Source organism: Bradyrhizobium altum (genome assembly GCF_020889705.1).
GTDB classification, from domain to species: Bacteria; Pseudomonadota; Alphaproteobacteria; order Rhizobiales; family Xanthobacteraceae; genus Bradyrhizobium; species Bradyrhizobium altum.
Window position 1 is genome coordinate 1 of record NZ_JACMYP010000265.1, and the last position, 11,942, is coordinate 11,942.

General features: G+C 65.3%; 11 protein-coding genes. 4 read left to right on the top strand and 7 right to left on the bottom strand.

The window, feature by feature from the left end:
- On the bottom strand, nucleotides 1–1,012 hold a 1,012-nt coding region (locus H8B02_RS38870), incomplete at its 3' end, for a hydantoinase/oxoprolinase N-terminal domain-containing protein (RefSeq protein WP_229171022.1).
- A gap of 7 nt (nucleotides 1,013–1,019) precedes the next feature.
- On the bottom strand, nucleotides 1,020–2,672 hold the full coding sequence (locus tag H8B02_RS38875) for a hydantoinase B/oxoprolinase family protein (protein WP_229171023.1): 1,653 nt from the start codon (nucleotides 2,670–2,672) through the stop codon (nucleotides 1,020–1,022).
- A 265-nt stretch (nucleotides 2,673–2,937) separates the two neighbouring features.
- Between H8B02_RS38875 and H8B02_RS38880 the strand changes: the two genes are divergently transcribed.
- From H8B02_RS38880 to H8B02_RS38895, 4 genes are read left to right on the top strand one after another with little or no spacing between them, the layout of a single operon-like run.
- Nucleotides 2,938–3,426, top strand: a complete 489-nt coding sequence (locus H8B02_RS38880) for a DUF305 domain-containing protein (RefSeq protein WP_229171024.1) — start codon at nucleotides 2,938–2,940, stop codon at nucleotides 3,424–3,426.
- A complete protein-coding gene (locus H8B02_RS38885) occupies nucleotides 3,426–4,883 on the top strand; it encodes a YncE family protein (protein WP_229171025.1) in 1,458 nt (485 codons plus the stop codon). The genes H8B02_RS38880 and H8B02_RS38885 overlap by 1 nt, the downstream gene beginning before the upstream one ends.
- The gene (locus H8B02_RS38890; protein WP_229171026.1) at nucleotides 4,880–5,407 is read left to right on the top strand and encodes an RNA polymerase sigma factor; all 528 of its coding nucleotides are present in this window, start codon (nucleotides 4,880–4,882) and stop codon (nucleotides 5,405–5,407) included. Before H8B02_RS38885 ends, H8B02_RS38890 begins: the two co-directional genes overlap by 4 nt.
- Nucleotides 5,404–6,168, top strand: a complete 765-nt coding sequence (locus tag H8B02_RS38895; RefSeq protein ID WP_229171027.1) for an anti-sigma factor family protein — start codon at nucleotides 5,404–5,406, stop codon at nucleotides 6,166–6,168. The genes H8B02_RS38890 and H8B02_RS38895 overlap by 4 nt, the downstream gene beginning before the upstream one ends.
- Nucleotides 6,169–6,408: 240 nt before the next feature.
- Here the strand turns inward: H8B02_RS38895 and H8B02_RS38900 are convergent, their stop codons facing one another.
- The 5 genes from H8B02_RS38900 to H8B02_RS38920 all read right to left on the bottom strand — a co-directional run.
- Nucleotides 6,409–7,662, bottom strand: a complete 1,254-nt coding sequence (locus H8B02_RS38900; protein WP_229171028.1) for an MFS transporter — start codon at nucleotides 7,660–7,662, stop codon at nucleotides 6,409–6,411.
- 222 nt (nucleotides 7,663–7,884) lie between these two features.
- Nucleotides 7,885–8,730, bottom strand: coding sequence for a CmcJ/NvfI family oxidoreductase (locus H8B02_RS38905; protein ID WP_229171029.1), 846 nt, complete (start codon nucleotides 8,728–8,730; stop codon nucleotides 7,885–7,887).
- A 416-nt stretch (nucleotides 8,731–9,146) separates the two neighbouring features.
- Complete coding sequence (locus H8B02_RS38910; protein ID WP_229171030.1) at nucleotides 9,147–10,088, bottom strand: ABC transporter substrate-binding protein; 942 nt, start codon at nucleotides 10,086–10,088, stop codon at nucleotides 9,147–9,149.
- Nucleotides 10,085–11,179, bottom strand: coding sequence for an LLM class flavin-dependent oxidoreductase (locus tag H8B02_RS38915; protein WP_229171031.1), 1,095 nt, complete (start codon nucleotides 11,177–11,179; stop codon nucleotides 10,085–10,087). Before H8B02_RS38915 ends, H8B02_RS38910 begins: the two co-directional genes overlap by 4 nt.
- 41 nt (nucleotides 11,180–11,220) lie before the next feature.
- A partial coding sequence (locus H8B02_RS38920) for an acyl-CoA dehydrogenase family protein (protein ID WP_229171032.1) occupies nucleotides 11,221–11,942 on the bottom strand: 722 nt, incomplete at its 5' end.

Sequence of the window (11,942 nt, forward strand, 5' to 3'; positions counted from 1 at the left end):
CACCGGCAATCGAGCCGCCGCCCGCCGCGATGCTGGCGATGTCGAGGCTGCGCAGCGCGATGCGCTGGCCCGCCAGCATGCCGTCGGCCGACAGCGAGGCTTCGCCGTCGGCAATCAGCGAGATGTCGGTCGAGGTGCCACCCATGTCGAACGGCACGAGATCGGGAATCCCGAGCATCTCGGCGCAGCGACGGCTGCCGGAAATGCCGCCGGCCGGGCCCGACAGCACGGTGCCCGCCGCAAGCCGCGAGGCTTCCTCGACCGGCGCCATGCCGCCATGCGACAGCACGACAAACAGCGAGCCTTTGAAGCCGGCCTCATGCAGGCTGCGCTCCAGATTGGTGAGATAGCGCCGCACCGTCGGCGCGACATAGGCGTTCACGATCGTGGTCGAGACGCGCTCATATTCCTTGATCTGCGGCAACACGTCGCTCGAGCGCGACACGCTGACATCGGGCAGCTCCTTCGCCAGCCGCTCGACCGCGGCGAGCTCATGCGCCGGGTTGAGATAGGCGTGCAGGAAGCAGACCGCAATTGAGTTCGCGCCGGATCGTTTCACCTCGGCGATGACATCGCCGAGGGCTGTGGCATCAAGCGCGACCGCTGCGCTGCCGTCGGCCTTCAGCCGCTCGCGGACGCCAAACCGTCGCTCGCGCGGCACCAAAGGCTCGGGCGGCGGCGTGCGCAGATCGTAGCGATCCGGCTTCAGCCCCTCGCGCATCTCGACGACGTCGCGATGGCCCTCGGTGGTCAGGAGCGCGACTTTAGCGCCCTTGCGTTCGAGCAACGCATTGGTCGCAACCGTCGTGCCGTGCACCAGGCGATCGGTTGCTGCGAGCATCGCCGCGCGCGTGACGCCGAGACGGCGCGCCAGTTCCTCAAGTCCTGCCATGACGCCGATCGACTGATCGGCCGGCGTGGACGGTGATTTCGCGAACACGGTGCGCCCGGTTTGATCCGTCGCAACCAGGTCGGTGTAGGTGCCGCCGACGTCAACCCCAATCGTGTACATCGCTGCCCTATACCGCTTTCGAAACCAGACCTTGGGCTGCGTCGCGCGCCCGCGCCTCCGCCGTTCGCTTCTCGGACGGACCCCAGCCGCCGCCACCGGACGAGCGAATCTCCAGGCAATCGCCCGGGCGCAACTCGATGCCGACCTCCTTGGTCTTCAGCACGCGCGGCGCGCGGCCTTCCGACAAGAGGCGGTAATGGTGCGGCTCACCGTCCTTGCCGCCGAGCATGCCGCAGGGGCCGTGCCGCGCGCCGTCGCCCGCGGTGTTGCCTTTGGCGGGCTTTGCCGTCTCCAGCACCATGTCGAGCGCAACGCCGAGCCCGCCGCGATGCTGGCCGTCGCCGCCGGAATCCGGCCGGAACTCGTGCTGGCGGAAATGCAAGGGAAAGCGCACCTCGGCAACCTCGATGCTGCCGAATTTGAGCCCGCCAACCGAATGCCACTCGCCGATCGAGGAATAGCCGTCGCCGCCCGGCGATGCGCCGCCGCCGGGCCGCGCCTGGAACATGTGCCAGATGAAATTACGTCCGTTGCGCGGATCCTCGCCCTGGATCGCGATGCGGAAGCGGCGGCCCCATCCACCCATCACGCGGTCCGGACAGGAGGCCGACATCGCCTTGATGATAGCCTCGACGATCTCATTCGAAGGGTGACTGGTGCACAGCGTCACGGGGCGGCCGGGATCGGCCCACACGATGGTGCCCTGCTTCGCCACCACCTTCAGCGGCCGCAGCGCGCCGGTGTTTTTGGGAATATCGGCATCGATCAGATAGGCAAAGGCCATCGCCACCGCGGCCTGCATGTTGGCGTGCGACGAATTGACGAAACTCGTCGACTGCGGATCGGAGCCGGTGAGATCGACCTCGATGTCACTGCCCTTCTTGGTCACCTTGGCCGCGATCTTGATGTCGGTGCGGCCGTGGCCGTCATCGTCGAGCAAAGCCTCACCATAGAACACGCCGTCCTTCCATGTGGACACCACGGCGCGGGTCTGCTGCTCGGTCGCATCAAGAATGGCATCGATCGCAGCCTCGACCGTCTCCGCGCCGAACTCGCTGAACAGCTTTGACACACGGCGCTCGCCGAGATGCGCGGCGCCCAGCATCGCCGCGAGGTCGCCGCGGAATTCCCTGGGGTTGCGGATGTTCAGCGCCAGCAGGTCGAGCAGATCCTCGCGCGGCTTGCCGGCCTCATAAAGCTTGATCGGCGGAATGCGAATGCCTTCCTGATAGATCTCGGTGGCGGCCGGATTGTAGGCGCCGTGCGTGGCGCCGCCGATGTCGCTCTGATGGGCGCGCACGATGGTCCAGAGCAATCGCTTGCCGCCGTCGAACACCGGCACGAAGGCGGTGAGATCAGGCAGATGGCTGCCGCCCTGATAGGGATCGTTGAGCAGGATGACGTCGCCGGGCGCGACATCCTTGAAGCGTTCCTCGACCGCGAGCGTCGCCCACGGCAAGGCGCCGACATGCACCGGGATGTGATCGGCCTGCGCGATCAGCCGCCCGCTGGTGTCGCAGATCGCCAGCGAGAAATCGCGGCTGGAATTGAGGATCTGCGAATAGGAGGTGCGAAGCATGGCTTCGCCCATCTCCTTCACGATCGACGACAGGCGGTGCTGGACCACGGAGCGGGTGATTGGATCGATCTTGGCGGACATCTTGGCCTTGTTGGCGCGTGGGATTGCGCAGCGAGGATCGAGGAACCGGCCGAGCGGAACCGGAATTCCCTCTTATAGCCAGTGGCTTGCCGATCGCAAATCGGCCGGTTCGGCCGGAACGGAGCATTCCGTCGATCAGCAAGTCGTGATCAACAATCTTCGACCCGGCGACGGAATAGAACTCACGCCACCGCGTCCCACCCATGCAAGCCGGCCCCAAAGGCCGAACCGCTCAGACTTCCCCGACAACTCGCAGGGTGACGCAATGCTTCCTCGATTCCTCAAACCCGGCCTCGCGCCGCTCGGCGCGGCCCTCCTGCTCGCCGTTGCCGCGGCCGCGTTCGCGCATGACGGCGATCATCCGGTCCAGACCGCGCAGACGGCCGACGAGAGCGCCTTCCTCGCCGAAAACGATGCGGCGATGACCAAGATGATGAATGACATGGCCGCCAAACCGAGCGGCGACATCGATCGCGATTTCGTCGCGATGATGACGCCGCACCACCAGGGCGCCATCGACATGGCCGTGATCGAGCTTCGCTACGGCAAGAACGAGCGCCTGCGCCGGATCGCACAGGAGATCATCGTCGAGCAACGCCAGGAGATCGACGCCATGAAGCTCGCGCTCGGTGAACAGGTCACGGACGCGACACCCGCCCCGACACAGCAACCCGGCGCGAAACCCGGCCCGGCGGCGACCACGCACGATCACATGAACATGCACCACGATATGATGAAGCAGGAGACCAAGTGATGACGAGCCAATTCATGAAGGGCCTGTTGGCCACCAGCTTGATCGCGCTCTCGACATCGGCGTTTGCGGGACAGGCGCCGGGCGCCGCGTCTTCGCCCGACATTCCGATCAGCCATCACGACCGCGTCTACGCCGCCGAGCAGTTCTCGAACACGGTGTCGGTCACCGATCCCGTCGACAACAAGCTGCTCGGCGTCATCCGGCTCGGCGACCCGCAGCCCGGCAATTTCAGCCCGCTCTACAAGGGGCAGGTGCTGGTCCATGGCATGGGCTATTCGCCCGACCACCACACCCTCGCCATCGTCTCGATCGGCTCGAATTCGGTGACCTTCATCGACACGGCAACCAACGCGGTCAAGCATGTCACCTATGTCGGGCGTTCGCCGCACGAGGCGTTCTTCACGCCCGACGGCAAGGAAGTGTGGGTCACCGTGCGGGGCGAGAACTACATCTCGGTGATCGACGCGCAGAGCTTCAAGGAAACGATGCGGATCGAGGTGCCGGCGGGACCGGGCATGCAGATCTTCTCGCCCGACGGCAAATACGGCTACATCTGCTCCTCATTTAATCCGGAGACCGACGTGGTCTCGGTCGCCGACCATCAGATCGTCGCGAAAGTGAAGCAGGAAAGCCCGTTCTGCCCCAACATCGCAGCGACCCCGGATGGCGAACAGGTGTGGTTCACGCTGAAGGATGTCGGCAAGACGCAGGTCTTCAACGCCAAGCCGCCGTTCAACCTGATCAAGACGATCGACACCGGCCCGATTACCAACCACGTCAATTTCGCGAAGACCGCCAAAGGGACCTTCGCCTATGTGACGGTCGGCGGCACCAACGAGGTCAAGGTGTTTCGCACCGACGACTTCTCGGAAGTCGCGACCATTCCCGTCGGCAACCTGCCGCACGGCATCTGGCCGTCCGGCGACGGCACGCGGGTCTATGTCGGCCTGGAAAATGCCGATGCGCTGGCCGCGATCGACACCGCGACCAACAAGGTGATCGCCAACATCCCGATCGGTCAGGCGCCGCAGGCGATCGCCTATGTGCCGAACGCCGCGCCGAATCCTGATGACCGTCAGAACCTGCAGGCGCTCGGCGTCGCCGGCCAGGCCGCCCACCTCGCGCTCGCGCCGAAGCACGAGGCCAAGGGCGACAAGCCGCCGACCAGCGTCTCGCTGTTCGATCAGGGCCTGATCCAGGTGGTGCAGGCATCGGTCACCGGGCTCGAATCCAAGCAGCGGTACGTGCTAGGATTGGCCGAACATGCCGACGGCACGGGATCGGTGGAGCCTCTGGCAGCCTTCATGACCAATCCCGCCGGCTCTGCGATCGTCAACGCCGCTGGTCCGATCCGCCAGATCGTGCAGAGCACGGCCAAGGCGGAACGGCGCTATCTCGTCATCGCATCAGGCGAACCGGCGAAACTCGGTGCGGTCATCCAGGTGCAAACGCCATGAACGACATGCTGCGCCTCGTCGAACCGCTGATACCCGCCTTGCGGCGGTATGCGCGGGCCCTCGTCCGCGACCACGCAGCGGCCGACGATTTGGTGCAGGACTGCCTGGAACGCGCCGTCATTCATTGGGAGCAGCGGCGGTCGGACAATCCGCGCCCGTGGCTGTTCGCCATCCTTCACAATCTCGCCATCAACCAGTTTCGCCGCGCAACGACACGCGGCGTCCATGTCGCGATCGACGAAACCAACGAGGATGCGTTCGGTCAGGAAGCCGCGCAGGAGCAGAAGGTGATGTATCGCGACGTCATGGCGAAGCTCGCAAAGCTTCCGCATGACCAGCGTGCGGTCCTCCTGCTCGTCGGCGTCGAGGATTTGTCCTACGCTGACGCCGCGAAGGTGCTCGGCGTGCCGATCGGTACGGTGATGTCGCGGCTGGCGCGCGCCCGCGAGCGGCTCCATCAAGAGTTGGAGGGCACTGCCGGCCAACTGGATCATAATGTCGTGCAATTGCGGAACAAGACATGAGCAATCGACCCATTACCGAAGACGATCTGCATGCCTATGTGGATCGCGCGCTGGAGCCGGAGCGCGAGGCGGAAATCAGTGCCTATCTGGAAAAGCATCCTGATATGGCCAAGCGCATCGCCGCCTACTCCGACGAGCGTAACCTGCTGCGATCGGCATTGCTGCCGATTGCCGAGGAACCGCTGCCGCCGCAGCTCAACCTCGCCAGGATGATCGAGCGCCCGCGCCGCCGCCCCTCGTCATTGCGTTGGGCGATCGCAGCGATGCTGATGCTCTCGATCGGCGGCCTTGGCGGATGGATGATCCGTGGCGCGACATTTGCGCCGGCCGGCGGGCTTGCGGCGCTGGCTGAAGAAGCAAGCGATTCCTACAAGGTCTACGCCTCCGATCACACGCGGCCGGTCGAGCTGCGCGACAGCGCCGAGCTTGTGCAATGGGTCTCCAACAGGCTGCGTCAGCCGGTCAAGCTGCCGGATCTGAGCAAGTCGGGATATCGTTTGATGGGCGGACGGGTGGTGCCGACGGCGCACGGTCCCGCGGCCATGTTCATGTACGACGATGATCACGGCGAGCGGCTTGTGGTCCTCACCCGTCCGATGACGTCGGATCAGAACGCGCCGATGGCCGCGCATTCGGGCGGCGACGTCGCCGGTTTCTCCTGGGCCGACGGTGGCACGGGCTATAGCCTCGTCGGGCCGCGCGGGGTCAATTCCTTGCGGCCGCTTGCCAACGAAATCCGCAAGCAGGCGCAGACGATCTAAACTAGAGCATGACGAGATTAGGTTGAGCTGGAACGGCGTCGAAAGTTCACCTCTCCCTTGGGAGAGGTCGATTTGCGCAGCAAATCGGGTGAGGGGTTACGGTCTATCGAGGGAGCAAGAGCCCTCACCCGGATTGCACTGGACGATGCTTCGCATCGCCAAGCGCAATCCGACCTCTCCCCAACGGGGAGAGGTGAACCGAGACCGCGCCAAGCCGATTCAACCAAAACTCATCCCGCTTTAGGCAGTGGCAGCCCTGGTATAGATCAGGAACAGCACAACGCCGATCACCAGGGCGCCTGCAATGAACAGCAGCACCGCGGGCAGCCCGAACAGCGCAGCAACGCCGGCGGTGCTGAATTGCAGCAGCGCCGCGCCGAGGAAGAACGCGAGATTGACCGACGACAGCGCCTTCCCGGTGTTCTGGGCGTCGACGAGCTGCCGCGTCATGCCGTAGATCAGCGGCTGCGCCGAGGTCGCAAACCCGATCAGGATCAGCAGCACCAGGTCATACTGCACCGGCATCACGGCGGCGCCGAGCAGGGTCGAGACCGGGAAATGCGGCGCGCCGGCGGCCATCAGCACCAGCAGCAGCGCGGCGACGGCATGGGTCGACGCCACCATGGTGCGGCGATGCCCGAACTTGCGATCGATGGCGCCGATACAGGCCGGGCCAATGATCATCGCCAGCGTGAACAGGCCGAGCACATTGCCGGCCTCGATGCGGCTCAGACCCTTCACATCCATCAGCCACGGCCCGCCCCACAGGCCGCGCAGCACCAGCGAGGCGCCGAGCGACACCAGCGACAGCGCGATCAATCCGCGCAGGCCGCGCGACAGGCCGAGCCGCAGCACCTCGGCCATCTGCTGCAAGGGCGAGGAATCGTCCGCATGCGCCGCCGGCTGCCGCGGCACCAGCGCGAATACCGCGATCAGCACCACAATGCCGAAGCCGGCCGAGCCCCAGAAGCCGGCGCGCCAGCCGAACTGATCGACCACGAAGGCCAGCGGGCTCGCCGACAGCAGCATGCCGATATTGCCGATCGAGAGGATCAGGCCGGACCACAGGCCGAACTTTGCCGCCGACATCTGCTTGGCCGCCAGCGTCATCGGGCACATCAGCATGCCCGAGGTGGCGATGCCGAGCATCAGTTGCCCGAGCACGAAGCTCGCGGGCCCCGTGGCGAGCGCCGAGACCAGTGTCCCGACCACGGTACCTCCGAGAAGGCTCAGCGACACCGGCCGCACGCCGAAACGGTCCATCGCGGCGCCGACCGGGATTTGCGAGGCGGCAAAGGAGAAGTGATAGATCGAGGTGAGGCTCGCCAGCGCCTGTGGCGAGGTGCCAAAATCTCGCGCCATCAGATCGAGGCTGATCGCGGGGATCGTGCGCAGCAGCGTCGACAGCATATGGCCAGAGGCCAACGCCAGAAGGGCAAGGACCAGGGCGCGGAACCCGATCCCCGCTGCTTCCTTCGTCACCACGCCGTCCATGAATCGCCCTTTCCCCAAGCAGTTGGGGGACGGGCGTAACATTATTGGGACAGGGGTGCCAAGTTTGGAGGCAACGCCCGCGATGCTGTCATCGCCGGGCTTGTCCCGGCGATCCACGTCTTTCTTCACGCGAAGCCGAAGGCGTGGATGCCCGGGACATCTGCGCGAAGACGCGCTTCGCGCTTCAGCCCGGGCATGACGAATTTATGGGAAGCGCGCCCCTTACTGCTTATGGAACACCAGCGTGCGGAGCTCGATGCTCTCGCGCGGCGCAGCATCCGCCGGCGTGGTCGGATCGACGAAGGCGGTGTGCGGTCCAAACCGCGTCCGGCCGTCGGTCGCCGAGTCGTAGCATTTCAGCAGGATCGCCTCGTCCGGCGTCATCTCGGGAATGTAGAACCAGCGGTGATTCGGATTGTACTTCACCGAATAGGTCTCGCCGCTGCGGTTCGGGTAGATCAGGTCGGAGGCGATCAGATCCTCCGGCGCGACCGTGGTGCCGTCGGCCATCGCAAGCGGCGAATCGCGCAAGGGGCCGCGGATCGGGCGCCACAAATTGATCACCTGGACGCGGCCCTTGACGAGTTGCTCGGCCTCGTCGGGCAAGTGCTCGAACACCCGATTGTGGCCGGAGACGGCGGTCTGGTCGACATGGACGCGGGTGGCGGGCTGGCGCGGGCCGCCGCCGCGAATGTCCGCCGCACCTTCGACACGCTTGCGCACGGTGTGATCGAAGATGAAAACGCGATCCGCCTTCAGCGTCGCCTTGAGGAAAGCCTCGACGGCCGGGTAGTAAACGTTGCGGACCTCGTTGTCGTCGTAATAGTCCTTTACGAAGGTCGGATGCTTGACCAGCGCAAAGCCTTCGCGATCGAGCGAGAAGCTGTCGGCGATCAGACGCCCGTCAAAGATCAGGACATTGTGAGCTTCGGGCAGTGCGGTGGATTTGGGTTCGCCGGGCGGCGGATCGAAAGCGTAAGTCCGGGGCTTGCCCGGCGTCGGCGCGAGATAATTCAGTTCAGCGGTCACAAACGGCAGCGACTCGATGCGAGTTTCTTGAAGGCCCATGGTGATCTCCCGGACTCGATTGTTCGTATGATTGATCTTGGCAGCGCCGGTGGGTGCGGCAAGGCCGCGGCGAAAATAGCAACGTTGCGGTTCTGGAAGGTGCCGGGCGGGGAAAATTCTTGCCAGGCGACGCTCGCGGACCGAATGGACGTTTTGAGGGATCACGGTTTCGTTAGCGGAGGTATCTGTCCGTGGCTTCGCTTCATCTCGCCCGCTTTCAGGGGCGGAAGCGCGTAGCGTAGCGTTGGAAATGTGTCACCGCGTCATCCTGAGGTGCGAGCGCAGCGAGCCTCGAAGGATGCGTGGCCCCGTCCGTGGCCGTTGACCCTTCGAGACGCCGCTTCGCGGCTCCTCAGGGTGACGGGAAAACTCTGTGTCGCAATTGCGCGATTACGCGCACCGCCCGCGCGGCTACGCTACAGGCCCGCGCCCTTCTCCACCGCCGCAGCAAACGATCGGTCGACGATGTCGGCGGCGTTGATCTTCTGCCGGATCAGGCCCCAGCGGTCGTAGAGATCGATGGTCTTCTGCTCGTCGGCCACCACGCTGTCGTCGATCGGCGCGATGCGGATCTTGGCCCGCGTCAGCCAGTTCAGCGGCACCGCGGGCGGGATGTTCATCAGCCTGCCCCAGGTCGCAGCGTAGCCTTCGACATTGTTCTGCGACCATGCGCGCGCGGCCGCGAGGCGACGCACGAAATCCTCGAGCTCGGCGCGCTTGCCTTTGATCGCATCCGGCGTCGCGACCTGGAAGCCGAGGCCGCCCGTGATGCCGTCGGCCGTGATGACACGGCGCGACTTGAACAGCACCTCTTCCTGGCTGACATAAGGCTCCCAGGTCGACCAGGCGTCGACAGCGCCTTGCGTGTACGCGACCTTGGCATCCGACGGCGCCAGGAACACGATCTGTACGTCGCTCGCCTGCCAGCCCTTCGATTCCAGCGCGGCCAGGATCAGCTGATGGCCGATCGAGCCGCGGCCGGTCGCGATCTTCTTGCCGCGCAGATCGTCGAAGCTCTTGATCGGGGAATTTTCCGGCACCACGACTGCGAGCCCGTCGCGCGACTGCCGCACAGCCGCGATCGCCTTCACCGGAATTTTGGCGGCGGCCGCGAACGTAAACGGCGCATCGCCGACCAGGCCGGTGTCGATCGCACCCGCGCCCAAGGCCTCCAGCAGCGGCGCCGCGGCGGCGAATTCCTTCCATTCGATCTTGTAGGGAACGTCCTTGAGCACGCCGGCCGCTTCCATCACGGCCTGCGAATTGCCCTTCTGGTCGCCGACGCGCAGCGTGGTCTGCGCGACGGCGGCGTCGATGGCGACGAGCGCAAGCGCCGCCGCGACAATGAGACGGATCATTCGGCGGCGATCCCCCGCTGCTGGTCGCGCGTTTCGATCAGCTTGCGGGTCAGCGGGATCAGCTCGCGGCCATAGTCGATGGCATCGACCAGCGGATCGAAGCCGCGGATCAGGAAGTGGCTGACGCCGAGATCGTAATAATCGGCGAACACTTCGGCGACCTGCTCGGGTGTGCCGACCAGCGCGGTGGTGTTGCTGTTGGCGCCGGTGAGCTTTGCGATCTCGGTCCACAGCCGCTTGTCGATCCGCGTGCCCTGATCGGCCAGCGCCAGCAGCCGCTTGGCGCCGTCGGTCGCGTGATTGGGCCGGCGGTAACCGGTCTGGTCCTGCAACGCGGTGGCGCGCGCGAGGATATGCTCCGCCTTCGCCCATGCCTTCTCCTCGGTGTCGGCCAGGATCGGCCGCACAGACAGGCTGAAGCGCGGCGTCGGGCGGCTGTGCTTGGCCGCGGCCGCGCGCACCCGCGCGGTGACGTCGCGCACCTGCGCGTAGGATTCACCCCACAGCGCGAAGGTATCGGCGTGCTTGCCCGCGACCTCGACCGCGGCGTCCGAGCCGCCGCCGACAAAGGTGTAGATGCCGCCCTTCTGCAACGGCTTCACCTGCGAGAAGCCGTTCTCGACGTTGTAATACTTGCCGCTGTAGTTGAACGGCTTCTCGCTGCTCCATTCCAGCCGCACCACGTCGAGGAATTCGCTGGTGCGGGCGTAGCGCTCGTCCTTGTCGTCGAGCGTGTTGCCGTCCTGGCGCAGCTCGATGGCGTTGCCGCCGGTGATGACGTGAAGCGAGACGCGGCCGCCATAGAACTGATCCAGCGTCGCGAGCTGGCGCGCCAACAGCGTCGGCGCGGTGAAGCCCGGACGCTGCGCGATCATCACCTTGAGCTGCTTGGTGATGGTCAGGACGTGCTGCGCGACCTGCAGCGCGTCCGGCGTGGTCGAGTGGAACGCCAGCAGCGCGCGGTCGAAGCCGGCCAGCTCATGGGCCTTGGCGACGGTCTCGATATAGGGCGGATCGAGCACCGGGCCTGAGCGGACGATGGTCTCGGAGGCATTGTTGTTGGTGATGAAGCCGATGAACTCGACCGGCATGACTGACAACTCCGTTGTTGTTGTTGTTGTTGGCTGTTGTTTCAGACGCCCAGCACGGAGCGTCCGGCGGAGACACGGGTGGCATCATCTTGCGGGGTATGGACGCGGCCGCACAGCACGTCGCGGTAATGCCGCTCCAGCGGATTGGTTCGCGACAGGCCGTGATTGCTGGTCAGCGACAAGGCATCCTCCACCACTGCTGCGGCGTTATTGGTCACCGTCGGCTTGATGATGTTAGACTCGATCGCGGACAGCGGGAAGCCGTTATCGAAATCGGCGGCAAAGCTGTCGATCAGGCGGGCGTTGACCGCAAGCCGAGCCTCGATGCCGCCGACGACCTCCTGGATGCGCGGCAGCGTCGCCAGCGGCGCGCCGAGATTGGCGGGCACCCGCTCCTTGAGGAATTTGACCAGCCAGTCGCGCGCCGCGCGGGCGATGCCGTCATAGATCGCGGCGACGAAGATCGCGTGCACAGTCGCCTGGGTGACGTCGGGAACCTTCCAGTCGTCGGGCCCACGAACGTCGATCTCAGAGTCCAGCGGAAACACCACATCGTCGAAGATCACGGTGTGGCTGCCGCTGGCGCGCAGGCCGAGATGATCCCAGGTCTCTTCGATCCGCGTTCCCGGCAACCCGGCGGGAACCAGAAACAAACCGACACGCGTCTCCGGCTCGTCGGTTTTCGCCCAGACCGAATACCATTTCAGGATCGGCGCGCCGGTCGAATAGATCTTGCGGCCGGTCAGCCGCCAGCCGGTCTCGG

Bases quoted from the DNA above. Each gene is read 5' to 3' on its own strand.
- H8B02_RS38880 (WP_229171024.1), top strand. From the start codon at position 2,938: ATGCTTCCTCGATTCCTCAAACCCGGCCTCGCGCCGCTCGGCGCGGCC.
- H8B02_RS38905 (WP_229171029.1), bottom strand. From the start codon at position 8,730: ATGGGCCTTCAAGAAACTCGCATCGAGTCGCTGCCGTTTGTGACCGCT.
- H8B02_RS38910 (WP_229171030.1), bottom strand. From the start codon at position 10,088: ATGATCCGTCTCATTGTCGCGGCGGCGCTTGCGCTCGTCGCCATCGAC.
- H8B02_RS38915 (WP_229171031.1), bottom strand. From the start codon at position 11,179: ATGCCGGTCGAGTTCATCGGCTTCATCACCAACAACAATGCCTCCGAG.
- H8B02_RS38890 (WP_229171026.1), top strand. From the start codon at position 4,880: ATGAACGACATGCTGCGCCTCGTCGAACCGCTGATACCCGCCTTGCGG.
- H8B02_RS38885 (WP_229171025.1), top strand. From the start codon at position 3,426: ATGACGAGCCAATTCATGAAGGGCCTGTTGGCCACCAGCTTGATCGCG.
- H8B02_RS38900 (WP_229171028.1), bottom strand. From the start codon at position 7,662: ATGGACGGCGTGGTGACGAAGGAAGCAGCGGGGATCGGGTTCCGCGCC.
- H8B02_RS38895 (WP_229171027.1), top strand. From the start codon at position 5,404: ATGAGCAATCGACCCATTACCGAAGACGATCTGCATGCCTATGTGGAT.
- H8B02_RS38875 (WP_229171023.1), bottom strand. From the start codon at position 2,672: ATGTCCGCCAAGATCGATCCAATCACCCGCTCCGTGGTCCAGCACCGC.